This window comes from Collinsella aerofaciens (assembly GCF_015553355.1).
In the GTDB taxonomy this organism is placed as follows: domain Bacteria; phylum Actinomycetota; class Coriobacteriia; order Coriobacteriales; family Coriobacteriaceae; genus Collinsella; species Collinsella aerofaciens_V.
In genome coordinates this window covers 1-25,622 of sequence record NZ_JADNGN010000035.1, presented here as the reverse complement: position 1 = coordinate 25,622, position 25,622 = coordinate 1, and the positions used below count along the sequence as shown (strand labels likewise).

25 protein-coding genes and 2 tRNA genes are annotated in these 25,622 nt (G+C 61.5%); 1 reads left to right on the top strand and 26 read right to left on the bottom strand.

Annotation, left to right across the window (positions count from 1 at the left end; genetic code table 11):
• Positions 1–140: 140 nt before the first annotated feature.
• The 26 genes from proC to I2D57_RS08275 form a co-directional block, all read right to left on the bottom strand.
• Positions 141–911, bottom strand: coding sequence for a pyrroline-5-carboxylate reductase (gene proC, locus I2D57_RS08400; protein ID WP_195362150.1), 771 nt, complete (start codon positions 909–911; stop codon positions 141–143).
• Between the two features lie 73 nt (positions 912–984).
• A complete protein-coding gene (rlmH, locus tag I2D57_RS08395; RefSeq protein WP_195362149.1) occupies positions 985–1,455 on the bottom strand; it encodes a 23S rRNA (pseudouridine(1915)-N(3))-methyltransferase RlmH in 471 nt (156 codons plus the stop codon).
• A gap of 6 nt (positions 1,456–1,461) precedes the next feature.
• Entirely contained in the window at positions 1,462–2,400 is a 939-nt protein-coding gene (locus I2D57_RS08390) for an SPFH domain-containing protein (protein ID WP_195362148.1), read from the bottom strand.
• 387 nt (positions 2,401–2,787) lie between these two features.
• Positions 2,788–2,874 (bottom strand) — tRNA-Leu (locus I2D57_RS08385).
• Between the two features lie 43 nt (positions 2,875–2,917).
• Positions 2,918–3,835: a TatD family hydrolase gene (locus tag I2D57_RS08380; protein ID WP_195362147.1), complete on the bottom strand. Its 918-nt coding sequence runs from the start codon at positions 3,833–3,835 to the stop codon at positions 2,918–2,920.
• A complete protein-coding gene (gene rsmA, locus I2D57_RS08375; protein ID WP_195362146.1) occupies positions 3,825–4,685 on the bottom strand; it encodes a 16S rRNA (adenine(1518)-N(6)/adenine(1519)-N(6))-dimethyltransferase RsmA in 861 nt (286 codons plus the stop codon). Before rsmA ends, I2D57_RS08380 begins: the two co-directional genes overlap by 11 nt.
• A 110-nt stretch (positions 4,686–4,795) precedes the next feature.
• Positions 4,796–6,397 carry a methionine--tRNA ligase gene (metG, locus tag I2D57_RS08370; protein ID WP_195362145.1) on the bottom strand — a complete coding sequence of 534 codons (1,602 nt, stop codon included), beginning with the start codon at positions 6,395–6,397 and terminating at the stop codon, positions 4,796–4,798.
• 69 nt (positions 6,398–6,466) lie between these two features.
• A complete protein-coding gene (gene rsmI / locus I2D57_RS08365; RefSeq protein WP_195362144.1) occupies positions 6,467–7,345 on the bottom strand; it encodes a 16S rRNA (cytidine(1402)-2'-O)-methyltransferase in 879 nt (292 codons plus the stop codon).
• Positions 7,346–7,351: 6 nt separating this feature from the next.
• Positions 7,352–8,413 carry a glycoside hydrolase family 5 protein gene (locus I2D57_RS08360; protein ID WP_195362143.1) on the bottom strand — a complete coding sequence of 354 codons (1,062 nt, stop codon included), beginning with the start codon at positions 8,411–8,413 and terminating at the stop codon, positions 7,352–7,354.
• A gap of 482 nt (positions 8,414–8,895) precedes the next feature.
• A tRNA-Phe gene (locus I2D57_RS08355) sits at positions 8,896–8,968 on the bottom strand.
• Between the two features lie 123 nt (positions 8,969–9,091).
• Positions 9,092–9,376 carry an ATP-binding protein gene (locus I2D57_RS08350; RefSeq protein WP_195362142.1) on the bottom strand — a complete coding sequence of 95 codons (285 nt, stop codon included), beginning with the start codon at positions 9,374–9,376 and terminating at the stop codon, positions 9,092–9,094.
• The gene (locus I2D57_RS08345) at positions 9,376–9,642 is read right to left on the bottom strand and encodes a hypothetical protein (protein ID WP_195362141.1); all 267 of its coding nucleotides are present in this window, start codon (positions 9,640–9,642) and stop codon (positions 9,376–9,378) included. Before I2D57_RS08345 ends, I2D57_RS08350 begins: the two co-directional genes overlap by 1 nt.
• A 58-nt stretch (positions 9,643–9,700) precedes the next feature.
• The gene (locus I2D57_RS08340) at positions 9,701–10,060 is read right to left on the bottom strand and encodes a DUF192 domain-containing protein (protein WP_226790440.1); all 360 of its coding nucleotides are present in this window, start codon (positions 10,058–10,060) and stop codon (positions 9,701–9,703) included.
• Positions 10,057–10,533 carry a TadE/TadG family type IV pilus assembly protein gene (locus I2D57_RS08335; protein WP_117563701.1) on the bottom strand — a complete coding sequence of 159 codons (477 nt, stop codon included), beginning with the start codon at positions 10,531–10,533 and terminating at the stop codon, positions 10,057–10,059. The genes I2D57_RS08340 and I2D57_RS08335 overlap by 4 nt, the downstream gene beginning before the upstream one ends.
• Positions 10,533–12,593 carry a hypothetical protein gene (locus I2D57_RS08330; protein WP_195362140.1) on the bottom strand — a complete coding sequence of 687 codons (2,061 nt, stop codon included), beginning with the start codon at positions 12,591–12,593 and terminating at the stop codon, positions 10,533–10,535. The genes I2D57_RS08335 and I2D57_RS08330 overlap by 1 nt, the downstream gene beginning before the upstream one ends.
• A 76-nt stretch (positions 12,594–12,669) precedes the next feature.
• Positions 12,670–13,206 (bottom strand): TadE/TadG family type IV pilus assembly protein, encoded by a 537-nt coding sequence (locus I2D57_RS08325; protein WP_117563703.1) that lies wholly within the window; start codon positions 13,204–13,206, stop codon positions 12,670–12,672.
• Positions 13,142–13,360: a hypothetical protein gene (locus tag I2D57_RS08320; RefSeq protein ID WP_117563704.1), complete on the bottom strand. Its 219-nt coding sequence runs from the start codon at positions 13,358–13,360 to the stop codon at positions 13,142–13,144. Before I2D57_RS08320 ends, I2D57_RS08325 begins: the two co-directional genes overlap by 65 nt.
• Position 13,361: 1 nt before the next feature.
• Positions 13,362–13,925, bottom strand: coding sequence for a hypothetical protein (locus I2D57_RS08315; protein ID WP_195362139.1), 564 nt, complete (start codon positions 13,923–13,925; stop codon positions 13,362–13,364).
• A complete protein-coding gene (locus tag I2D57_RS08310; RefSeq protein ID WP_089572694.1) occupies positions 13,889–14,122 on the bottom strand; it encodes a hypothetical protein in 234 nt (77 codons plus the stop codon). Before I2D57_RS08310 ends, I2D57_RS08315 begins: the two co-directional genes overlap by 37 nt.
• 10 nt (positions 14,123–14,132) lie before the next feature.
• Positions 14,133–14,774 carry a type II secretion system F family protein gene (locus I2D57_RS08305; protein WP_055250542.1) on the bottom strand — a complete coding sequence of 214 codons (642 nt, stop codon included), beginning with the start codon at positions 14,772–14,774 and terminating at the stop codon, positions 14,133–14,135.
• Entirely contained in the window at positions 14,771–15,697 is a 927-nt protein-coding gene (locus I2D57_RS08300) for a type II secretion system F family protein (protein ID WP_117563706.1), read from the bottom strand. The genes I2D57_RS08305 and I2D57_RS08300 overlap by 4 nt, the downstream gene beginning before the upstream one ends.
• Complete coding sequence (locus I2D57_RS08295) at positions 15,670–16,998, bottom strand: CpaF family protein (RefSeq protein ID WP_117634305.1); 1,329 nt, start codon at positions 16,996–16,998, stop codon at positions 15,670–15,672. Before I2D57_RS08295 ends, I2D57_RS08300 begins: the two co-directional genes overlap by 28 nt.
• A complete protein-coding gene (locus I2D57_RS08290) occupies positions 16,995–18,644 on the bottom strand; it encodes a nucleotide-binding protein (protein WP_195362138.1) in 1,650 nt (549 codons plus the stop codon). Before I2D57_RS08290 ends, I2D57_RS08295 begins: the two co-directional genes overlap by 4 nt.
• Complete coding sequence (cpaB, locus tag I2D57_RS08285) at positions 18,644–19,303, bottom strand: Flp pilus assembly protein CpaB (RefSeq protein ID WP_022094089.1); 660 nt, start codon at positions 19,301–19,303, stop codon at positions 18,644–18,646. The genes I2D57_RS08290 and cpaB overlap by 1 nt, the downstream gene beginning before the upstream one ends.
• Before the next feature lie 252 nt (positions 19,304–19,555).
• Positions 19,556–20,509, bottom strand: coding sequence for a ribosome small subunit-dependent GTPase A (gene rsgA / locus I2D57_RS08280; protein ID WP_195362151.1), 954 nt, complete (start codon positions 20,507–20,509; stop codon positions 19,556–19,558).
• A gap of 472 nt (positions 20,510–20,981) precedes the next feature.
• A complete protein-coding gene (locus I2D57_RS08275; RefSeq protein ID WP_195362137.1) occupies positions 20,982–23,663 on the bottom strand; it encodes a cation-translocating P-type ATPase in 2,682 nt (893 codons plus the stop codon).
• Positions 23,664–24,104: 441 nt separating this feature from the next.
• On the opposite strand from I2D57_RS08275, the gene pyk reads away from it, so the two are divergent.
• Entirely contained in the window at positions 24,105–25,565 is a 1,461-nt protein-coding gene (pyk, locus tag I2D57_RS08270; protein WP_195362136.1) for a pyruvate kinase, read from the top strand.
• Positions 25,566–25,622 lie beyond the last annotated feature (57 nt).

Below are 25,622 nucleotides of genomic sequence, written 5' to 3'. Positions count from 1 at the left end.
GGTTTATTTTGGTCGGTTTTATCTGGGCAAACGCAAGCGCCCCGCAACCGGTAACGATCCGGTTGCGGGGCGCTTTTCGCATATACGACAAAACCGCAGGAAAAACCTGCCAAAATAAACCCGTCCCTAAATGGCAGGTTTTACTGGAGAGTTGCGTCGATGGCCTTGACCAGGGCGCTGCGCATGCCGGCATCCTCGAGCGCGATGACGCCCTTGATGGTGGCACCGCCGGGCGAGCATACGGCATCCTTCATCGCCGCAGGATGCTGGCCAGTTGCAAGCTGCAGCTTTGCCGTACCCAACACCATCTGGCTCACAATGCGATAGGCATCGGCACGCGGGATACCGTGCTTGACCGCTGCATCGCCCAGGGCCTCGATTGCCATGGCGACAAATGCCGGAGCGCAACCACCCACCGTGCCGCCCACAAACAGCAGGCTCGTATCGAGTTCGACCACCGCACCGAGCTTGCCAAGCAGATCAAGCACCACTGCGCTCTGCTCATCACTAAGCGTGGAAGCCTTCTCGCAAGCGATGACGCCCTCGCCCACCGAAACCGGTGTGTTGGGCACCGTCGAGATATGCGCGACGCCCGGCAGGACCTGCTCCCACTTGGCACTGTCCCAGGTCCAGGCAACCGACAGAACGACCTTTTTGGCAAGAGCATCCTTGAGCGGGGCGAATACCTTCTCGATCATGTACGGTTTGACCGCAGCGACCACGATATCGGATGCAGCGACAACCTCCGCCGTATCACGACAGGCAACCATCCCACGCGCCTTACAACGCTCGACCAAGGCGTCGTAGTGGCCCGCGCAGGCGCACATATCGCTCGCAGCCACACCGGCGGCGATCCAGCCATCGGCCATAGCGCTCGCCATATTGCCAAAACCGACAAATCCAATCTTCATATCTCATAGTCCTCTCAGACATGCTCTTCAAAACGAAAGCTATTGTCCCACGGCATTGTTTCGTATTGCCGACCTATTTGTGATACGGCTCGCCACGGCTGATCTTGCAGGCACGGTAAACCTGCTCCAGCAGCACCACGCGCGCCAGGTTATGCGGCAAGGTAATGCGTCCAAAGCTGAGCATCTCGTCGGCGCGGGCGCGTACCTCATCACTCACGCCGTCCGAACCGCCGATTACAAAGGCAATGTCGCTGCTGCCTCGCAGCATAAGATCGTCGAGCCTCGCCGAGAGCTCCTCACTCGAACGCTCCTTGCCCTCGATAGCCAGCAGGATCACATGCGCTCGAGACGGCAAGGCAGCAAGAATCGCCGCCCCCTCCTTGTCACGTGCGGCATCCACACCGCCCGCCTTAGCCGGGTCGATATCGGCCACCTCGCGGATATCGACCTTGGCATAGGCACCCAGGCGCTTGGTGTACTCAGCGCATGCGTCCTTCCAAAAGCGCTCCTTGAGCTTACCGACGCAAACGACGGTGTATTTCACGCGCGTCTACTCCTTCGAATCGTTTTGAACTTTGCCGGCGGTCAGCATCTGTTCGAACATTGAGGCCGACTGCGAGAAGTCGCTCGGCAGCACGACCGTCGAGGTTTTACCCGTGCGAGCGAACTCCGTCATCATCTCGGACCACTGCGTAAACATGAACAGTTGGTTGGCCTCGTCATTGCCGACACCCGTCTCCTGGATGATCTCGAGCGAATCTTTGATACCCAGCGCGATGGCCTTGCGCTGGTTGGCAATGCCCTCGCCCGCCTTTTCCATAGCCTCGGCCTCGGCGGTCGCCTCGGTGACGCGCTTGATGCGGTCTGCCTCAGCGAGCTCCTGCGCCGCAGCGCGCTTGCGCTGGGCGGCGTTGATGTCGTTCATGGAGTTCTCAACCTCGGTCGGCAGTGCGATTTTGGTGATGAGCGTCGACACGAGGGTGAAGCCGTAGGCGGCCATCTGCTCGGAAACGGTAGCGTTGACATCCTTGGCGATGTCATCCTTCTTGGCAAAGACCTCATCGAGCGTGTAAACGGGAATCGAAGAGCGCAGGGCGTCGGTGATGAAGTCACGCATCTGGTCGACGGGCTCCTGCAACATGTAGTAGCTCTTGTAGATACCCGAATCTGCCGGGCCGGCGCCCATGTCATAGCTCACGTGGTACTGAGCAGAGACCTCAAGGCCGATGGTCACGTTGTCCTGGGTCTTAACGTCGATGCCAAAACCGTTTTTCATGGTGCGCAGACTCACCGTGGCAGCCTTGCGGTCGATCACGGGCACCTTCATGTGGAAGCCCGCGTTGACGATGCGGTTAAACTTGCCCAGACGCTCGATGATCACGGCATGCTGTTGTTCAACGACATAGCAGGCGCTGGGAAGCAGCAGCAACAGGATGATGATGGGAATCAAAAGGCTGGTAAGGGCGGCGATGATACCGGAAAACAGCATGGTCTCTCCTCTGATAGGCACACGTTGGCATTAGGATACCCGCACGAAGCAGCTATGTGACACCAACAAGAGGACCCGTGGTCAAAAAAGGCCAAATATGAGTACTGTTACCGGTTTAGTAACAGCGTATTTGGGTCAAAATCGCCTCGTTGAACCCGAGGTCTATCGAAATTACTTCATTTTGTCTCAAGGTTGAGCCAAATTAGCGTACATCTGTTGCGTAAAATGAGCAAAAATGGCTTCATGAAATGTCTCTATTTTCATGTCAGTACTCATATTTGCCACTTTTTGACCACAGGGGCATCTACCGCGCGAAATCGATATGTCAAATCTGCCAAAACGGCCCATAACAAAAAAGCTCCCATTGCTGGGAGCTCTTTCATTCAATGGTGCGGGCGAAAGGACTTGAACCTTCATGGGGTTGCCCCCATACGGACCTGAACCGTACGCGTCTGCCAATTCCGCCACGCCCGCGTGCAGGAATTAGAATAACGGAGCGCCATCGCGAACGCAAGAACTATTTTTGAAAAAGTTTGCAGGCATTTTCCCAAGCTGCTCGCGCGATTGCCTCAGCATCCTCGCCGGTACGATCGACACGGTCGTTGACCAGCGCGTTTGCCGTAATGGAGATCATTGCGGGCTCGCATTCAAGACCGCGGATGGGCTCCGGAGCCATATACGGGCAATCCGTCTCGAACAAAATTCGATCGAGTGGGGTTGCCGCGAATGCCTCGCGCACGTCGTCGTTGCGCTTAAAGGTAGCCGCACCACCATAGGCGATATAGCAGCCCAGCTCCGCAAAGCGCTCCATCGTGGCGCGGTCCTCGCCAAAGCAGTGCAGCACACAACCGGCCTGGGGCACGCCCACCTCACGAAGCACGTTGTAGGCGTCCACGTGCGAGGTGCGCTCATGGTCCGTGTCCTCGTGGCGCAGATGCAGCTCCACCGGCACGTTACGGCACACGGCAAGCTCGAGCTGACGCGCCATGCAGTCAATCTGCACGTTATGGGGTGCCGGCGCGATATCGTCGTCATAGTCCATGTGGTAGTCCAGGCCGATTTCGCCAATACCGGCGCATAAGGGATCATCGAGCGCGGCAACGACCTGTGCGTGAACGTCGTCGGTATAGTCCGGTGCGCCATACGGATGCACGCCGGCAAGATACTTGATCTGCGGGATATCCTGCATCGGCAGAATTTCGCGCGTCAGCCAGTCGCTATAGTCCGTCACGCTGCGTTTATCAGCGATGGGGTCGAACATCGTCACCAACAGGTCGACGCCCGCCGCCTTGGCACGCACGAGCGTCTCAGGCACATCCTTGCCCCAGAACGAAAGCAGATGTGCATGCGTGTCGGCAAGCGGCGCCAAGGGCACGGGACAAGCAACCGTCTTCTTTTTCTTGGTAAACGTCACACGTTCGGCATTAGGCATCATGGATTAGCTCCTGGGCCAGACGGACAAAGTCAGCAACATCAAGCGTCTCGGCGCGCGTGGTGGGTGCAATACCGCAAGCCTCAAAGGCAGCATCGAGCACGTCCTTGGCAAAGCCGTTGGCGCTCATGGAATTGCGGATGGTCTTGCGACGCTGAGCAAATGCAGCATCAATCACGCGGGCAACAAATTCGCGATCGAGCCCCTCGGGCACCACGCCGTCAACACGGTCGATACGCACGACGGCCGAGTCCACGTGCGGCGCCGGCATAAAGCAACGCGGCGGCACCTCAAAGCGACCCGTCACCTGCGCGTACAGGCCGAGTTTTGCCGTGTAGCCGCCATAGGTCTTGTTACCGGGCGTTGCGGCAATGCGATCGGCAACCTCCTTTTGAACCATGACGACAGCGCGCTTAAGCGCGGGCATCGTCTGGAAGAACTGAAGGATGATCGTCGCCGCCACGTTATAGGGCAGATTCGCGACAAACACCGTGGGTTCACTACCGGCGGCCTGCTCAATCTGCTCCGGCGTCACCTTGAGCGCATCGCCCATGATAAAGCGGAAGTTGGCATAGTCGGCGGCGTGGGCGTCAAGCACCGGCTCAAGCTCGGGATCTGCCTCAATCGACGTAACGCACGCCGCCTCCTGCAGCAGGGCCAACGTCAGTGTGCCGCAACCCGGGCCGACCTCGAGCACGCGCTCATCGCCCGCAAGCTCAGCGAGCTCACAGATACGTTCGATCACATGGTTGTCGATCAGGAAGTTTTGGCCCAGGCGATGCTTAGTCGCAAGGCCAAACTCCTCTAGCAGCTCCCTGGTGGCCGTGGGGTTTGCCAAAGGCGAAGTTGTCATGGTTGCCTCCTTAGCATGATGGCGGCGTCTTGAAACAAAAGGGCATGGACCGTGGCGGCCATGCCCTTACAGCTAAACAGCAAATTGCCGATATGGCGCTCGCGCGGTCTCTACGCCAGACGCGGGAACAGCGGATCGCCCTTCTCGACGGGCTGACCACCAGCAAGCAGGCCCCAAGCGCAAATGCCCTTGAGGTCGTCGCTCGCGGCCTCGTCCTCGCAGGACAGGCGGCGCAGAGCCTCGGCAGAAGTCTGGGGCATGAGCGGCATCAGCAGGTGAGCGGCAATGCGGATGGCCTCGAGCAGGTTGTAGATCACAAACGCCAGCTCGTCAGCCTTGGCCTCGTCCTTGGCAAGTGCCCAAGGCTCGGAGTCCTCGATGTAGTGGTTGGCGGCGTGGATGAGCTCCATGACCTCGTCCTTGGCTCCGCCGTAATCGAGTACGTCCATCTTGGCCATATAGCGCTCGACCAGGCCGTCGGCAATCTTGGCCAGCGGGTTGTCGAACGCGTCGGCAGAGGCCGGCTTGGCAGGGGCGCAGCCGTCAAAGTACTTGCCGCTCATGTTGAGCGAACGAGAGATGAGGTTGCCCCAGCTGTTGGCCAGGTCGGCGTTGTAGACCTGCTCCATACGCTCAAAGCTAATGGCGCCGTCGGTGCCGGGCACCACGTCGGTCATAAAGTAGTAGCGATAGCCCTCGACGCCCAGCATGTCGATAACGTCCTGCGGAGCGATGGCGTTGCCGCGGCTCTTGGACATCTTCTCGGCCTTGCCGGTCTCGGCATTGCGCACGGTCAGGAAGCCGTGGGCAAAGACGTGCTCGGGCAGGGCCTCGCCGATGGCCATGAGCATGGCGGGCCAAATGACGCAGTGGAAGCGGATGATGTCCTTACCCACGATGTGGAACTGCGCGGGCCAGCGATAGGCCAGCTCGGCACGCGCCTCGTCGGTGTCGACACCGTAGCCGACGGCCGTCATATAGTTGAGCAGCGCATCGAACCACACGTAGGTCACGTGACCCTCGTCAAACGGGACCTGAATGCCCCAGTCAAAGCTCGTACGGCTCACGGAAAGGTCGTTAAGGCCACCCTCGACAAAGCTGCGAACCTCGTTCATGCGGAACGCAGGCTCGACAAAGTCGGGATGCTCGTCATAGAGCTTGAGAAGCTTGTCCTGGAAGGCGGAAAGCTTAAAGAAGTAGGACTCCTCCTGGACGCGCTCAAGCGGACGGTGGCAGTCGGGGCACAGGTGCTGGCCGACGCTGCCGTACTCCTCGTCGCCCTTCTGGACCTGTGTATCGGTGAAGTAGGTCTCGTCGGGCACGCAGTACCAGCCGTCATAGCTGCCCTTATACAGGTAGCCGGACTCCTTCATGCGCTCCCACAGGTACTGCACGGCATGATGCTGGCGCGGCTCGGTGGTGCGGATGAAGTCGTCGTTGGAAATCTCGAGCTTGCTCCAAAGCTCCTTGAAGTGCGGAGCCTGGCTGTCGGTCCACTCCTGCGGCGTCATGTTGTGCTTGGCTGCGGCCTCGGCGACCTTCTCGCCGTGCTCGTCCATGCCGGTCAGGAACTTGACGTTATAGCCGGCGGAACGGCGATAGCGAGCCTGAACGTCGGCGATGATGGTGGAATAAGCCGTGCCCAGGTGCGGATCGGCGTTGACGTAGTAGATGGGCGTCGTGATAAAGAACGAAGGCTTGCTTTGATCCATGGGGTTTGTCCTCCAGAAAAACGTTGCATACAGAGGATGATTCTAGCGCAAGGGCTGGATATCCTCCATCTATTGCATATCGAGCACCATGGCATAGACATCGCGCTTGCGGCGCGAATACTTCTGAGACAGGCGCTTGGCCACCGCAGACGCGGGCTCCCCCTCCTCGAGCGCGGCGCGGATATCCTCGCGCAGGGCCTCGTCGGGATCCGCTGCCGCGGCGCCAACCGGCGCGATACCGGCCTCTTCGTCCTCGCTCGGCGGCGCGATGACCAGCGCAATCTCGCCCTTTACCTCGCCGCGAGCACACAGCTCCTCGGCAAGCTGGGCAGCGGGCCCGCGCAAGACCTCCTCGTGCAGCTTGGTGAGTTCGCGGCAGACGGCAACCTCACGCTGGGGAAAGACCTCCGCCACGGCCTCGAGCGTCGCCACGATGCGATGTGGAGACTCGTAGAAGATGAGCGCGCCGGGCACCACGGCAAGGCGCTGTAAACGGCGCACGCGGTCGCCGTGCTTTCGGCCCAAAAAGCCCTCGAAGAAAAAATGCTCGCAGGGAATGCCGGACGAAACGAGCGCCGTGACGCAAGCAGAAGGCCCGGGAATAACTTCGACGGGCACATCGGCCTCACGCGCCGCCTCGACCAGCGCCTGGCCGGGATCGGACACGCTCGGCATGCCGGCGTCCGAGGCAAAGGCGAGGGTCTCCCCCGCCAGCAGGCGGTCGACCAGGCCGGCGGCGCGGCTGGCGATCACATTCTCGTCGCAACGGACAAGCGGCTTGGAAATGCCCAGGTGCATCAGCAGCTTTGACGTCACACGCGTGTCTTCGCAGCAGATGACATCGGCAGTGGCAAAGGCCTCGCCGATGCGCGGGGACAGGTCGCCCAGGTTGCCGATGGGCGTGCCGACCACATAGAGTTTGCCCGTATGGGCGCTGTTTTGCGTCATATCAACCTATTCAATCATGCCGCGCTCGAGCGTACCGAGCGCCGCGCGGGCGTCCCATGCTGCAATGCGCTTCTCGGTCTTCCACGTTTGGAAGAACCAACCGGCAGCCGGCGCAAACGAAGCCAGCTGGTTGGCGATAAACACGCGCTCGTAGGCATTGCGGCCTTCGGGCGTAACCGACGAGTTGGCAAAGATCGCCGCACCCGACCATTCGCCCACCAGCACGGGGAACCCAGTCGAAATCGCTTCTTTAAGCTCGCGCTTGTTACGCGAAATCGCCGTCGCCAGCCCGCGGGGGCTCGTGATATCGAGCGCATACTCGTCGCGGTAATGGTACAGGTGAAGGTCCATGTAGACGTTCTTGTACTTGGCGCCGCGCATAAAATGCTTCCACTCGCTGGGATGCCCCGAAGACGAAAAGACGACGATCTTATCCTCGGGCATATACGAACGGACGAGCTCGTAGGCATCGCGATAGAAATTGCGCAAGTAGTGAGCCGGAATGCCATCCGTCATGGCAAAGAGACTCTTGCGGACACTCATCTGCGGCGTATCCAGCAGCTCAATGCCCAGCAGGCTCTCGGCCTCGCCGTAACGCTCGGCCAAGCGCTCGAGCACGTCGAGCGCGACATGGCGGCCGTTAGTGGACGAATGCCACTCGGCAACAGCCTCCGGCGTGGCGGGCGAATCGTTGGAATCGCCCTGGCCACCGGGCACAGTCGCCAGATCAAGCAGCACGCGAATGTTGTACTTGGCAGCCCACTCAATCGCGCGGTCGATGTAATCGACAACCGAGATGTAGGAGGCATCGGACTCCTGTGAGCCAAAGGCATACCAGGGCACCGGCAGACGCACGGCATTGAGACCGATCTGCGCCATGCGGCGAAAATCGTCCTCGCTCACAAACGTCTCGTAATGGCGGCGCATGCGCTCGTTATAGGCGGCGGTACCCATGGCCTCCTGTAGCTCAGCCGCGTTGGATGCACCGGTCGCCGCGTACAGCGACGGGGTCACCCAAGGCTCGGGAATAAACCAGCCAGAGAGATTAACGCCGAGTATCCTCTCCATCACTGCCCCCTTCGGATCATGCAGGTCGAACCCGCATCGTATTGCGTAGGATAAGTATCGTTTTGAGTATACCCGCGTGTGCGGACAGGCGACCGAACGGTCTGCAAAGTGACGCGAAAGTGGGAGGAATGTCTGGGAGCAGACGGACTCGGAATGGTGCGACGAGGTGTGTACGCGCGCCGGAGGCAGGCACCGGAAAGTGTGTCCCGTTCTGAGCCCTTATTCTGGGACGCAGTTTCCGCAGAACCCTACATAAAAGAAAAGGACCCCTTTGCAGAGGTCCTAGTCAATTCAAGGTGGCGGGAAAGGAATCGCGTCCGCGCGCTGCGCGGACGGACCGCTGCGGCGCTTACGCGCCTTGCGAGCTGCGCTGGCAAACGCTTACGCGTTTACTCAGCTCCGCGCCCTCACGGGGTTCGATTCCGTGCGAGGGCTACATAAAAGAAAAGGACCCCTTTTCAGAGGTCCTAGTCAATTCAAGGTGGCGGGGAAGGGAATCGAACCCCTGACACGAGGATTTTCAGTCCTCTGCTCTACCAACTGAGCTACCCAGCCATTTGAGGTGTGCCTTGTTTCAAGGCTTGATTAGTATAACCAAGGACGCGTTCCGGTCAACCGAGAATTTTAAAAAAGTTTTTGAGCACAGCCTCGGTTCTATAAATCGGCACGTCAGAGGCATCAGCCGGCAGCAAGAAGTTTTTCACTCAGAGCCGCACGGGCAAACTCACTTGGCGTCATCCCCTCGGCAGCCGCCCGTCGACGAATGGCCTCCTTCATTCCCAGAGGAATCTTGACCGACAGCGTTGCCGTCCCCTCACCTGAGAGCGGGGGCCGTCCATGCACGATCCCACCAACGGTGTGTTCGCCATCCGGAAACTCTCCGCGCTCGTACGACTCGCACCACGCGTCAATCATTTCATCCGTTACAACCTGACCATTAGTGGCCGTATACGTCTTGCCCATCATCGACCCCTTTGCCGAGCCTGTTCAATCTCCTGCCAAAATTTCTTCTGGACTGGAGACAAGGCATGAATGATAAGCCACCCACGGACAAGCTCGACCGCGACAAGCTCCACGCTTCGTCCGTCTGAGAGCCATCCAATTGCAAGCCATCTCGGCGGCTCGTCCTTCGGCTCGCGACGAATGCACTCAGTAACCGCAAGCCAAGCGCTAAGCACCTGCTTTTCCGTCAGGTGCTTTTTAGCGTTGGGATGGATCTCAACATCCATGCATCTTCTCCTCCATCTTACCCAATTTCGTATGACGAAAGTCCACTGTCGCCAATTCTTAAGCCGGCACGCGTTGGAGAGCAGGGGTCGAAACAATGATTGAAGGACGCTCTAGTACGGCCCAGGCGCCGGGGCAGGAGCACATACGCCAGGGACGTACGTTTTCGTAGCATACGAGGACATAGCCACGTGCATCGATAAAGGCGATATCGATGGGATAGGCCATAAAACACGTATGGACCGAAGAGCAGCGTGGAAATGCCATGACGAGCGGCAGACCGTTGGCGGCAACCGGACACCGTCCCAGCATGCCGCGCAGGCGCACGGCAAACGACTCCGCCACCGCAAACTCGGCCGGCGTCCAGCCCAGCCTATTGAGTGCCCGCGCGTAGGCGATGTAGGACGAGACCGCGGTCACATGACCACCCCCGGACGCCATGGATCGACCGTCACCGCGCGCTCGTGCGACAACGTTGTCGGCGCCCCCAGCGGAACGCCAGCGATGCTGAGAGAAGTCGGCCACGGCTCATAGTGCATGGTGCAGGTGTAGGTCCTAAACGTACCGGATAGGGAGAGCAGGCCACCATCCGATGCCTCCGCGCCTTGCTCGCTCGACACTTCGATCTGCAAGTCATAGCCTTCCATGGCATTCAGAATTTGAGTCCGGACCGTCGCCGAGGCATCGACAGAGCTTTCGTCGCCCTCCCCGCTCGGCGCCACGGCGTGCGCCAACACGATGTCGGGCACCACGCGGTCGAAGCGCGCGACAGCGCTGGCATAGATCATGACGTTGTATACGATGAGTGCCAGCACCAGCAAAACGGGCGTAACCACTGCTATCTCCACCGTCGCTTGGGCGCGCTCCTCGCGCAGACGCATGCGGATACTCATTACGACCCACCGCCCAGAGCGCCAACCAGCGTGGCGACATCGACGGTGAGCGGGATGGAGCCGCCGCCGGGCAGAGGAATCTCCGCAAGCGTGAACACCGTACCGCTGATGGTGCGTTCGACTTGATATTCCAACGCCTCGCAAAGCGCCTTGGGATCGGTCACGCCCAACGGAATACTTCGCAGTTTGTCTTGCGCTTGAGAGAGACCAGCAATGTCAGACCCCGGGCTCTTAATGACGTTGGCGGAATCAGTCAGCACCGGCTTTCGCAGGCGCAAGTCGCACGGTTCCAAACCCAGCGCCGCCACGGACGCCGAAACGGTATCGCCGAGCCACGATGCGATGGAGCCCAACGCGCCGCTGCCCCCTCCTAGGCCTTTAATCATCTCGTCCATAAGTTCGTCGGCCGAACCTTGGATGTCTCCGTATCCCACAAGCAGCCGTCCCCAGACATCCATGACGCCATCGAGTACGCCGGCAACGCCACCCGAGCGTTCCTTCAATGTCGAGAAAAATCGCGAAAGCACGTTGTTTTGCGCCGTCGCCTCATCGGGCGCCAGCACCGCGGCAGAGATGGCACCGCGATCGCCAAGCCTGACTGCCGTGTTAAACGAAGAGTTGAGCTCGTCGGGACTCGTGACACCGCCCGAGACCGCAAAGGCGACCACGCCGTTGCGACCGGGCGGGGCGATGCGCGGGCGCTCACCGGAAAGTTCTTTGATGGCGGTATCGAACGCATTGCCCGCACGGTCAGCTTCGTCCTCGGTCTGACGCTCGAGCTCAAGCTCCTTGTTGCGACAGTCGACGTAGTCCTCCAGGGCGTCTTTAAACTTGTCAAAGTGATACTCGAAGCCGTTTTCGATAGAGGTTGAAGGCGCCGCAACAGCACCAAGCGACGAAACGCCAAAATGGCATTTGCTGCATTTATCCTGTCCATCGTAATCGGCAACCGAAGCAAATCCGCTCGGCGTTCCTTTCTTATAGTTAGGGCAGGTCGTTCCGTAATGCAGATACGCCTTGCCATCGTTCACGCTAGTCGGCCACACTGCATCGGTGTAGAGCTCGGTCGCCCGAACCTCATCAGAGTTGCGCGGCAGCAGCGGAATATAGGAGGAAACCCTGTCTCCGTTCTCGGTTATATATGCCCGATCGACCTCCGCGCTCGCATAGGTATAAAACGCCTTACGCGCCGCAGACTCGGCCTTCATCTCGACACTCGAGCCTTGGGGCTTCTCATTTGTCAGACGCCAATGGTAGTAGTCCTTCGCGCGATCAAGGGCAACTTGAGGCTCCCACGTAACGCTCGATGAGTAATGCGGATTTTGAACACCGGAGAGATCCGTTAGGCTTTTCGCACGCTCCCACATGCAAGAACAGCTGCCGACCGAGCCCTTGTCAGACCCACCACAATCCGCCAGCCAAGCACGCTCTTTAGCCTTCGCCGTGTCCTCAGAAGCCTTCCGCAGCTCCTCGGCCGCACACTCTAAATCATCTGATGTGTCTTTAATGGCATCGGTCGAGATCTCGGACCCCTCGAGCGCAGCGAAGTCAGACTCGGATGTCCTGGGCACGGCAAGCGCCGTACCGGTATAGGTCACACTATCGGTATCCTGCGCCGACACCGCCTGCGTGGCACGCGCGGCGATCAGATACGGCAGAGCCGTCTCGATTTTCTGTAAGCCTTCCGATGCGCTTTTGGCAAACTTGTTGCGCGTTTTAATGATCTCAATCCCGGTGTCGACCATATTGCCGGCAACCGGCTCGGCACCCGGGATGAGGATGGCGACCAGGCCCGTCCCGATCGTGGCAAACCCCGCCAGCCCCAGACTCAAGATGCTCGCATCAACCACCGTGGCAGCCGTGTGATAGGACGACACTACGTTGGCACCCGCCAGCGCGCCACTATCAGCCGCCACCTGAGTATCCCCGGCACGCGACATGCTCCATATCGCCGCGGTCGACGAAAACAACAATGTGAGCACCACTAGGATGACCACGGCAGAAGAAAGCGTGGTATAGGCGCCGTCTTCGATAAACAGATCGACACCGGCTCGACCCATAAAGCCGCCTCGTTTGCGGAGAGCGCCTGGTCGACGGCGGGCCGCAAACCCTTGCGTCACCCGCAACAGGCAGCGCCTAATCCCATGCAGCAATCCACGAATCATAATCTCCCTCCAGCCATTCGGGACGCGATTGATACGAGACATCGACCTTGAGCTCAACGTAGCCGCCCTCGGCGGTACCACCCATAGCCTGCGCAAACGCACCGATCACAGGCAACGGCTTGACCTCGCCGGAAACGGACACGGACGAGACGCCACCCGCACCGGCCCGGCCAAGCTCGATATCCCACGACAACGGCCCGCCGGCATGAAAGATCGAAACGTTGGGCACTGCGGCAAGTCGGCGGCGGGTGAACTCCTTAAGATCGTCGTCCTCCGCCGTCGTCGTGGTCATGAGCCGCGCGGTCTCGGCGGCGGCAGACTCCATGACCGCGCGCGTATAGAGCAGGCACACCGGTTGCAGCGCGAGAAGGATGAGTGTCAGAAACGTCGGCAGCAAAAAAGCGGCCTCGACCGTAGACTGCGCCCGGTCCTCGCGCGCGGCATCAATACAACGCGATGTCCTTAGCGGCCGCAGCGGCGTCGATAACCGACGTCGAGGCAACGCCATGGGATGCCGCCCGCTCAACCAGCGCCGCCAAGCGCCCATCGGTGCCGGCACGCCAAAGTCCCGCGATCGCCAGCACGATCGATAACAGCGCCACCGTGACGATGGCGTATTCGACCGTCGCCTGGGCAGATTCCTCACGCAGGACATCATGCATTTCACGATCCCTCCTTTGAGTCCGTTGCCTGCGGGCTCAGGCGCACGGCGCGCAGACGACACGAAGCATCGCCAGCATCCGCGGCAATTGTCACCATATCGACCCAGCCGCGTTCGTCGCGCACGATGGCGCCCCACACGTTTCCCTTGATGTCGAGATAGCCGCTCAGAGCAAGTTGCGCCGTGGGTACCTCGCGATAGGCACGCAGCATATCCGCCGCCGCTTCGGTCATCGGTCGGTCCTCGGACCATGCAAGCCGGACCGCAATCGCGTTGCCCTCAGGCGAATCCGTCGCAGTGCCAGACCGCTTGTCGAGCGTCCGCAGAAAGGTTTGCGCCGTGACAGCGACATCCGAATCGTCCGCATCTCGCATCTCATCTTTTTGAGACGCCACCGCCGAATCTGAGCCCAAATCGGAGGCGATCCCAGGACGCTGCTGCCGCGCGGCGTTAAGCCCCCAAAGCACCGCCGCTATCGCCACGGTCAGGCAAGCAAACACCAGCAGCACCCCGATGGGGCGCTCGCCCTCTACAGGCTGTTGATGCCCTCGCTGATAGCGTTCCATAGATCTTGGACCTTGCCCTTAAATGCGACGATGGCGATAATCGCGATCACCACGAGCACGCCGACCAAGATGGCATACTCGGTGGTACCCTGTGCACTCTCCTCCTGCAATAGTTCCTTGGCGCGCTGACGAACATGTGCCGCCCGGCAAAACGCCCAGCCCTGGACCTTGCCAGCAGCGTCAGTCATCGTGTTCATGTATTCCTCCCTACATCATCCCGCCTGCTCCCAGCAGCGGGCCCAATATGGACAGAAGCAACGCCGGCAAGATGAGCGTGCCGGTGGGAATCAGCAGCTTGACGGGTGCACGCTCGATCTCGCGCTCGACCGCGGCGCGATGAGCCGCACGGATCTCGCGACTTTGAGCGGCCAGCGTCTCGGCAAGTGGGGCACCCAGGGCGAGCGCCTGCCCCACCGTGATGGCAAAGGTCTCGAGCGCTCGCACGTCCAGGTCGCGCGCGGCGGCCAACAACTCGTCCTCACGCGTGCCCACGCCCACCTGCCACGCCATGCAGGCGCGCTCAAGGCGAAGAGCCAGCACTGACCGGCGGTTGGCGCAGAAAATCTCAAGCGCCGCATCAAACGAAAGACCGGCCGAAAGACCCAAGCGCACAACATCGATCATCTCGGACACTTCGCCGAGCGACACTCGCGCCGGGCCGCCCGCTCCAACCGCGCCCTTCACTCGCGCGGTCAGAGCATCGACCACCGAGCGACCCGCGGCAGCGACCAGCACCGCCTCGCGCTTGCAGGCCCCTGCGATCTTGCGTGCATCCGCCCGATCCAAACCCGTCGCGACAAATACACTCAGGGCGCACAGGCAAGCCGCAACTGCAACCGGGGCGCTCATAGCTCCACCCGCATAATGCGCCGGATAACCACCAGGGCAACGGCGTTGAGGGCAAGACCCAGCACCACAGCGCCCGCGCCGGCAGGCGTCGCAAGACCGCGACGAAAATCTGCCGAAAGCAGCGCCAACACCGCGCACATGCCCGCCGGCATCGCCGCGACCATATGCGCAGACATGCGAGCCTGCGACGTCTTAACATCCAGGCGGCGCTTGAGCTCAATGCGCTCCCCCACCATGCTCGACGCCTCGGACAGTAAGTCGGCAAGCGGAGCGCCGGTGCGCTGAGACACCTTAAGCGCCAAGGTCACAAGCGAAAGACCGGGGGCGTCGATACGCACGAGCAAGTCATCGAGCGCGTCGGTCGCCGAGATGCCGCAATCGATCGCCGCCGCCACCCGCAAAAACTCGGTATGCACTGGCTCTTGCGCATGAGCGCCCACAAAGCGCATGCCCTGGGCCAGCGAATGTCCCGAGGCAAGCGACATGGAAAGTGCGGTAAACGCCTCGGGCATTGCCTCTTCTGCATCGTGTTGCTCGCGCCGGCTCTCAAAGCCATCCCGAGCGGCACCAACGGCAAACGGAGCAACAAGTCCCAAGGCAAATCCGAGGGGCGATAACGACACCATCGTTAGTAAAACGCAGCAGACACCGCTCGATAGCAGCAGAAACGCCAAACGTCCCGAAGCATCTTCGATCACGAGGCCAAGGCGATGCGCCGGAGCCAGCGATGCCCACGAACGGGCGATCTTTTTCAGCAGATCGTTTTCCACCAGCTCACGCGGCAGCTTCTCTGCCACCGTCTCGAGCGCCTGACGTGCCAGCTCCGCCGGCGGTACCTGCGGCACACGAGGTTCCGCCCCGCACGCCGTCGCGACAGAAAGCCCTGCCAAGCCCCCTACGACGAGGGGCACAGTGATCTCCATTCGTCCACCTCCTCTTGTGTGAGCGTCCCCGACCGCAGGCCTTCTGCGATAAACGGCGGCTCGCGGTCAAGCGTCCAGGTGCGCTCGGCGGCATCGAACGTCACATAGCGCTCGAGCTCTACGCCGCCCGATGCGGCGCGTCGCACCCCCGAATACGAGGAGACGAAGCGCCTGCCATCGGCGTGGCGCTCGGACATCACGATACCGTCGAGTGCCATGGCAATCTGCTCCTCGATGAGCTCGCTCGGCAGATCGATGCCATAACGTGCAAGCAACGTCAGACGCACCACGGTCTCCTGTTCTGAACCCGCATGAAGCGTGGTGAGCGACCCGTCGTGGCCCGTGTTCATGGCCTGCAACATGTCGCAGCACTCGGCACCGCGCACCTCGCCCACCACGATGCGGTCGGGGCGCATGCGCAGGGCATTAGTCACCAGGTCGCGGATCGTCACCGCGCCCTCGCCTTCAATTGAAGCCTCGCGCGCCTCTAGGCGCACCACGTGCGGATGATGCGCAAACTTGAGCTCGGCAGAGTCCTCGATCGTCACGATGCGCTCGCCGGTGGAAATCTCACATGACAACGCGTTGAGCAGGGTGGTCTTACCAGATCCCGTGCCTCCCGCAACCGCCAGGTCCTGTCGCAGCGACACCGCACACGACAGCAGCTGCGCATACCAAAGCGGCAGCGATCCCAACCCCACGAGCTCGTCCAGCGAGCAGATACGGTCCGAGAACTTTCGGATGGTGAGAATCGGTCCGTCAATCGCCACAGGCGGAATCACCGCGTTGACGCGATAGCCCGTTTTGAGGCGGGCGTTGACGATGGGGCTGCGCTCGTCGATACGGCGGCCAAGTGGCGAGATAATGCGGTCGATAAGCACACGGATCTGCTCATCATCCTCAAACGCATGCTCGATGGGGTACAAGACGCCGCCGCGTTCAAAGAAAGCCGAGCGGCAGCCGTTGATCATGATCTCGGTAACGGTGTCGTCCTCGATGAGCGGCTGCAACGGCCCCAAGCCCACCACGTCATCCAAAATCTCGTCGATGATGGTCTCGCGCTCGGGCGTCGCGAGATCGGTCGGCTCCTCAACATTGAGCGCCGCCTCCACCGCAGGACGCAATTCCGAGCGGGCAAGTGCCGGGTCGATATAGGCGCTGATACGCGCCACTTCGTCGTAACCCATGCGGTCCATCACGGCGCGCTTGGTGCGTCGTTTCACGGCGCGGCGACGCCCCACATCTACAGGCGCTGCCGCCGCCGCAGCGCCGGCAGCCTTAATCCTCGTTTGCAGGCTCATCGCTGATCACCCTCGCGCGACCAGGGAAGGCGGATACGCGGGCGTTCGGTGCGCGTTGCACGGTCGGCGACCATATCGCTCCAAGGGCCGGCGGCGCACCCCAGTTCCACGAGCATCTCGCGCGTGGCCTCGCGCACGCTAGTCGCAAAAGCGCTGGTCTGCCCCACTGCCTCGTCAGCGCGCCCAAACGCCATGAGCGCGGCGAGATCCTGCCCGCCATCGGCGATACGAATCTTGGAGCTTAACGCACAGGCAATCTCAAAGCGCATGGCGACGTCCTCGTCTGCCCCGCGCGCACCGAACCGGTTGAACACGGCGCTCATGCGCGTGCGCGGCACACCTACTCGACCTGCCAGTTCAATGACGCGCGATGCCGATGCCGCGGACGACACCGCCGCATCGCCAACGACCAGGCAACGGTCGCTCGCCGCCACCGCAGCCGCCACGGCGTCGCCCCAAAAGACCGAGGTATCGATAAAGACCACGTCGGATTCGCGACGCAGAACATCAAGCAGTAGCTCCACCGGACGTGCCATGAGCTCGGCTTGCTCGGGCGCCGCGACGGGACCCCAGAGCGTAACGCCCGGCGCCACGCGCATCGAAGCGGCTACGATATCCGGCTCGGTGAGCATGCCCGCCGCCGACGGCTCGATAAGTGCCGCCATATCGCGCGGAGCATCGACGCCTAACAAGTCGTAAAGGTTTCCAAACATCAGGTCCAGGTCGAGCACGGCGGCACGCAAGCCCAACAGCGACGATGTGTGTGCCATGGTGGCAACGATCGTCGACTTGCCGCAACCGCCCGAACCCGAAATAGCGCAGATGACTGGAGCTCGATGCGGCGGAGCGGTAGCGTCTGCCGGCGGCATCGGAGGCGGCGGGGCGGGCGTCGGTGACAGCGTCCCCGTCTCCCCCGCCGCAACCACGTGCTGCGTCCAAGCCGGCATGGCTGCTTGTTCGGTCTGCGAGGCAGGCTCGTTCTGCGCAATCTGCTCATGCTGCATCAGCGACAACTCGCCGCACCCGGCAAGGCCCTCAACTTCGTCGAGTTCATCCGCCAGATTCACGCCGTGCACGTATCCCATATCTACAGCCGGGGAGTCGCCAGCATGCTGCGCCGGCCCTCCAGCGTCATCGCATACAAGGGGGTTCCGGGGGCGCCGACCATGCTCGGCTTCCGCTTTTCCACAATCATCAACACGCGGGCCTCTTGTAGCGCGAGGCGCCCCGGGTTCCCTATCAACAAAAGCATCGGGCTCAATCGTCATGCGCCGATCGGAATCAACCGCTCCCTCGCCCGCGCGCCCGTTGCCGCATATACTGTGCGCAGCGATGACCTCGGTCGCCCCCGCGCGAAACAACCCCTCGATATCCGACGGATCGAGCGCTTCTATCAAGACGACCACGCGACTCACGCGGCCTTCGGCCGTCAGGCGCGCAACAGTCTTGCGCACATCTTCGGTATCAAACAGAGACGCCGCGATGATGGCAGCTCCGCGACGCGACGGAAACGCCCGCGCCATGGAAACCAGCCCGTCCAGGTCACCCACGCGAAGCACCTGTGCACCCGCGTCACGGCCCTCGACTTCCCGCTGCAACAGCCCGTAATCGCCGCACGCGCAGCACGCAAGCCAGATCGCCTTCATCACTCGTCGCCTCCGCTCTTTTTGCCGCGCGCCGTGGCGGGAATCGTCAAGCTGACCGTTCCCTTGCCCGATGCCCCCAGCAGTTCCTTGACGTCTTCGGGGTCAGCCGCCAGCGTCACCCATTCGATCTTGCCCTCGCGCGTGGCACCGGAATCCTCACTGGTATCGATCACGTACGCGCCGCACAACCGATCGGTTACGCCGTCTTTTTGCACATACACATCCACGTAGCTGCCCACGCCCGTAGCACCGCCGACCGAGTGCTCGGCATCGACCGCCACCGAAACGGCGACCTTGCCCTTAGGCACCTCGAGCTTGTGGCTCTCGGCCTTGGTGTAGACATTGCAGATCACGGCGTTTTTGGGAATACGCGAAGTCGTCACGTCGCCGCGCACCTGGCGCAGCTCGGTCGCCGCGTCACGCGGCAGCAGACTTGTCAGCCATTCCTGGGTTATGACATTGGTCTCATCGAGGGTCTCGCCCACATCGATATCGCGCGCCGCGACGCATACCTCGACGCGATCGCCACCGTACTTGGCCAAGGTCTCAGCCTGGACCTGTTCGGCTTGCGAGCGGATCGACGAGCCGTAAACCATGCAGAGCAGAGCAGCGAGCACGCCCGCGACCAGACTGATGGCGATGCGCTTGCTCTTGTTCACGGCCGCTCCTCTCATGGCAGTGCCGGGCGAATGCCCGTACCACCATTGTCTGGGCGGTCAGAGTGCAAAGCGGCGCAATCGCGATCTTGGTTTTCGATGTCAAACCAATCGCTGACCAAAAGCTGACCAGCCCGTCAAGCTCGTGGCAAGGTTTTGGTCAGCACGTCAACAAACTGCATGTTTCGAGGCTTTTCCGCAGGAAAAAAGCCGTCTCCCGAACAGTTGGGAGACGGCTGTCATAGGAAAAATCAATTACAGATGAACATCGGGATCGAGCATTTGAGCGCTCACGCGCATGGATGACGCCAGGTTTTGGAACGTTTCCAAACGCAGGCTGTCGATCTGCCCGGCGTCCTCGGCCTCGCGAACGGCGCAGCCCGGCTCATGGGTATGCGTGCAATCGCCAAACCGGCACGCATGCGATGCCTCGACAATCTCGGGGAAAGCGCGCGCCAGACCCCGCTCGTGACCCACGAGCGGTAGGCTGCGCAGGCCCGGGGCATCGGCGATCACGCCGGCGTCGCCCGGCAGCGCCACCATCACGCGCGCGACCGTGGTGTGGCGACCCTGGTCATCGCGCTCACGCACACCGCCGGTCGCCAACGTATCGTGGCCCAGCAGTGCATTGAGCAGCGTCGATTTGCCGGCACCCGACTCACCCAGGATCATGGCGCAGCTCCCAGCGGGCACGCAGGCACGGACCTCGTCCAGGCCGCGGCCCTCGGCAGAGGACGTCACGATTACGCACACGTTCGGACCCACCAGGCGGCGCACGCGGTCCAGATCGCGCTCGAGCTCCTCGGCATCGCAGCGGTCAGCTTTGGTGAGTACCACCACCGGCTCGGCATCGCAGTCGAGCGCCAACACCAGCGAGCGCGCCACGCGGTCGAGCAGTACCTCGCCGGCACCGAGCGCCTGCACGATTAGCACGCTATCCACGTTGGAGCAGAGCACCTGACGCTCTCCGCGGGCACGGCCGCGCCAACGCTCAAAGCTCGTACGGCGCGGCAGCACGCACTCAATCACGCCCATATCGTGCCCGGGAGCGCGGCGCACCGCCACACGGTCGCCCACGGCAGGCAGCAGGACCTCGTCCTCGCCGCGCGACTTGGCAAACCCCACTGCGTGCTCGGCGCGGAAGGTATCGTCGGCAGTCACCACCAGCGGAAACCCGCGATCCAAGCGCACCACGGCACCCAGCCGCATCTGCTCGGGCTCCTCAGCATGTGCGCAAAAGTCGTCAAATGCCGCCTGCTGAGCCCCATCGACCGGCAGGTCATCAAACGCCGAGACATCCTGCAGCGCGTCAAGTCCCGGCACGCTTGCCAGCAACTCCTCGGCAGACGCGGGAGCCTCGGTCGCAAGCTTCCGACGACGATCGCGCTTAGCCCGCGCCCCCGTCGTCTTTTTCTTCGCTTTAGCCTTAGCCTTGCCCACAAGCGCCTCCCAGCACCACAAATCACAACTGAGCAGGTATTTTAAATCAAAAAGAGCTGGCCGGGCAAAGCCCGACCAGCTCACAAACTTTCCCTCAGCCCTTTATCATCCGCGCGGGAGAAAAGCCAGCAAGGATACCGCAGGGCCCGCCCCGGAAGCCCTTTCTCCCGAACGATTCCACAGCGCGAAGCGCGAGGACCAGTGAGGGAGAAAGGGCGTGGGGCGGGCCAGGACGAGTGCGCTACTCTTTCTCCACCGCGCGCATGATCGCCTTGTAGATCTCCATCAGCGGGATGATCAGGAAGGCCAGGCCCAGCGCGGCAAGAACGCCCTTGAGCTCAAGCGTCACGGGGCTAAAGAACATCTCGGCAAGCGTCGGCTGCACGGTCACGATCACCGTCAGCACCAGTGCCAGCGCGGCAGAAGCCCACAGCCACTTGTTCTGCTTCTTCATGGTGAACAGCGACGCACGACGGCTGCGCATATTGAAGCAGTGGAAAATCTCGACCATGTTGAGCGTGATGAACGCCATCATCACGCCTTCCTCGTCGGCATTACCGGCGATCATATCGGCGATGTGGATGTAGCCCATGTCAAAGTACACGCCCACAAAGAAGCTCGCCAGCACCAGCACGGTGATGATCAGACCCTGGACCACGCAGTCCAGGCCCATGTGACCGGCAAAGACACCGTCCTTGGCGTTGCGCGGCTTGCGCTTCATGATGTCGCCCTCGGCGTCCTCCATGCCCAGCGCGAGCGCGGGGAAGCAGTCGGTGACCAGGTTCACCCACAGCAGCTGCACCGGCTGGAAGATGGTAAAGCCGATGAGCGTGGCGATAAACACCGAGAACACCTCGGCAAGGTTGGCCGAAAGCAGGAACTGGATGACCTTGCGGATGTTGTCGTAGATGCGACGGCCCTCTTCGCAGGCACCGATGATGGTGGCGAAGTTGTCGTCGGCAAGCACCATGTCGGCAACGTTCTTGGTGACGTCGGTGCCGGTGATGCCCATGCCCACGCCGATGTCGGCACGCTTGATGGACGGGGCGTCGTTGACGCCATCGCCCGTCATGGCGACGATCTGGTCGCGCGACTTCCAAGCCTCGACGATGCGGGTCTTGTGCTCGGGCTGAACGCGGGCGTACACGCCGTAGTCCTCGATGTGCGCGTCGAGCTCCTCGTCGCTCATGCGGTCGAGGTCGGCACCGGTAATGGCATGGCTGCGATCGGTGACGATTCCCAGCTGCTTGGCAATGGCCACGGCGGTGTCGATATGGTCGCCCGTGATCATGACGGTGCGAATACCGGCGTCGTGGGCCTCGCGGATGGCGTCGGAGACCTCGGGGCGGACAGGGTCAATCATGCCGGACAGGCCGCAGAAGACCAGGTCGTGCTCGAGCGCAGCGGGGCTGCAGTCGCTCGGGACCTCGGTGTAGGTGCGGCTTGCCAGCGCCAGCACGCGCAGGGCCTCGTCGGCCATGGCCTTGTTGGCGGCCACGAGCTCGGCGCGACGCTCCTCGGTCAGCGGAACGACCCTGTCGCCGTCGTAGATATGGGTGCACAGGCCGATCACCACGTCGGGCGCGCCCTTGGTGTACTGCTCATACTCGCCGTCCAGGGTCTCGACGACCACGGACATCATCTTGCGGCCCGAGTCGAACGGGGCCTCGCCCACGCGCGGGTGCTCGGCAGTCAGGCCAGTGAGGCCCGCCTTGCCGGCGTCGTTGACGAGCGCGCACTCAGTCGGCTCGCCCACGGCCTCGCCCAGCTCCTCGTCCCACTGGGCATCGGAGCACAGAGCCATGCCGGCCAGGAACTTCTCCTTAGGCGCGGCGAGCTCGTGCTTGACGACGGTCATCTTGTTTTGGGTAAGGGTACCGGTCTTGTCGGAGCAGATGGTCTGCGTGCAGCCAAGGGTCTCGACGGCAGAGAGCTTGCGGATGATTGCCTGGCGCTTGGCCATCTTGGTCACACCAAGCGACAGCACGATGGTCACGACGGCGACCAGGCCCTCGGGGATGGCAGCGACGGCGAGCGAGACGGCGACCATAAAGGTATCGAGCAGGGCGGTCGGGTCGGTAAGAACGTTGCCCACGCCGTGGCGGATGATATCGACACCAAAGATAACGACGCAGATGACGATAACCATGATGGTGAGGATGCGGCTGAGCTCGGCAAGCTTCACCTGCAGCGGCGTGAGCTCTTCCTTGGCCTCGGCCAGGGCGCCGGCAATCTTGCCCATCTCGGTGTTCATACCGGTACCGACCACGACAGCGCGACCGCGACCGTACACCACGGTGGAACCCATGTAGCACATGTTCTTGCGGTCGCCGAGCGGCACGTCGTCGGTGCCGGCGGCGAGCTCGATCACGTTGGCATGCTTCTCGACGGGCACGGACTCGCCGGTAAGGGCGGCCTCCTCGATCTTCATCGTGGCGCTCTCGAGCACGCGGCAGTCGGCCGGGACGGAGTCGCCCGCCTCGAGCATGATCACATCGCCGGGCACGAGCTCGGCGCTCGGCAGGTGCACGAGCTTGCCGTCGCGCAGCACCTTGGACTGCGCGGCGCTCATCTCCTGCAATGCCTCGAGAGCTTCCTCGCTCTTGGCCTCCTGAACCACGCCCAGCACCGAGTTGACGATAACGACGAACATGATGATGGCGACGTCGGCAAAGTCCGCCTCACCCTTGACCATGCCCGTGAGTGCACTGATGACGGCGGCAACGATCAGCATGATGACCATGGGGTCGGCCATCTGCTCAAAGAAGCGCTTCCACAACGGAGTCTTCTCGGCTTCCTCGAGCTTGTTAGGGCCTGTCTTGGCGAGGCGCGACGACGCCTCGTCGTTGCTCAGGCCGAGGTTCTCATCGACGCCCTGGTCGCTGAGCACCTCCGCCGCGGCGGACAGGTATTCCTTTTGCATATAGAGTCCCCTCCTGGGATTCGGGCCACTCAGCAGATTGATGCCCGATCATAATTCCCAGGAGAAGGGCAAGGGCTCATCAAGGCTGCCGTGCTGAGCGGCAGTTGATAGTGGAGCTATGGTACCCCAAAGCAGCGCGTCTAGCCAAAACATTCCAATTGGAAACACGGCTCGAGTGCAACGATGCAGACCGTGTGATGCTCAATATTGATAAAACGTTTTTTCTTCGGCACATCGTTAAACTGAAATATCGCCCAGATAGCAGCGGTCAGAACGGTTGGTAAAGATTTTTCATATACCGTTTTTTCGCAAAAAATGAACTTCTAATTCGGCATACGGTCGATTTTTTGGGGTATTCGGTCGCCATTTCGTTATAATCATCTCAGTTTTATTTCTTATGGTTTATCTATCAGCGCAAGACGATGTCAGATGGAGGTCTGAATGTACAAGCGCACCAAGATTGTATGCACCATGGGTCCCGCCTGCGATAGCGACGAGACCATCCGCGAGATGATTAAGGCGGGCATGAACGTCGCCCGTTTTAACTTCTCGCACGGATCCTACGACGAGCACCACGGTCGCATCGAGCGCGTCCGTCGTATTTCCAAGGAGCTCGGTCTGCCCGTCGGCATCCTGCTCGACACCAAGGGCCCCGAGGTCCGCACCGGCCTTCTGGTCGACGGCAAGAAGGTTGCCGTCAAGACCGGCGATAAGATCGTCGTCACCGCTCAGCCCACGTCCGAGGATTTCCACGGCACCTCTGAGCACATCTCCCTCGACTACCTGGCTCTGCCCTCCGAGGTCGAGAAGGGCTCCCTTATCCTGATCGATGATGGTCTGGTTGCCCTCGAGGTCGAGTCCGTCGACGGCCAGGACATGACCTGCGTCGTCAAGAACGACGGCCTGATTGGCGAGCGCAAGGGCGTCAACATGCCCAACGTCAACATCTCGCTGCCCGCCATCACCGAGCGCGATCGTCAGGACATCCTCTTTGGCCTGACCGAGAACATCGACTACATCGCCGCTTCCTTCATCCGTGACGGCGAGTCCGTCCGCGGCATCCGCAAGCTTTGCCGCGAGAACGGCGGCGAGCACGTGACGATCTTCCCGAAGATCGAGTGCGCCCTGGGCGTCGAGAACTTCGACGAGATTCTCGAGGCTTCCGACGGCATCATGGTCGCCCGTGGCGACCTGGGCATCGAGATCAAGCCCGAGCTCGTTCCCCACATCCAGAAGGAGATCATCGCCAAGTGCAACGCGGCCTACAAGCCCGTTATCACCGCTACGCAGATGCTCGACTCCATGCAGCAGAACCCGCGCCCGACGCGCGCCGAGGTTGCCGACGTTGCTAACGCCATCTACGACGGCACCGACGCCGTTATGCTCTCTGGCGAGTCCGCTGCCGGTAAGTACCCGGTCGAGGCCGTCAAGATGCAGGCCAGCATTGCTCTCGAGACCGAGAAGTACCTCCCGGCTCACGCTCCGCTCGAGGTTCCGGCCGACGCTCATGGCACCCGCGTTGTTAACAACGTTGTGGGTATGTCCGCTGTGAACATGGCCACCACCGTTGGCGCCAAGTGCATCACCGTGCCGACGACCACCGGTCGTACCGCTCGCCTGATTTCGCACTTCCGTCCCAACATGCCGATCTGCGCGTTCTCCCGCCACGAGTGGGCCGTCCAGCAGATGATCATGTACTGGGGCGTTATCCCGCATCAGGCCGAGATTACCCAGGGCACCGTCAACGGCACGATCGTCAAGGCGATCGAGACCGCTAAGGAGCTCGGCTACGTCGAGGCCGGCGACCTGACCGTCGCTACCGCCGGCGATCCCCGCATGAGCGTCCAGCTCGAGGACAAGGTCTCCTCGACCAACGTCGCTTACGTCGCTCAGGTGCGCTAAAACGCACTTGCAAGCATACTTGCATTGCAAAGGGCCCGGAAGGCTTCGCCTTCCGGG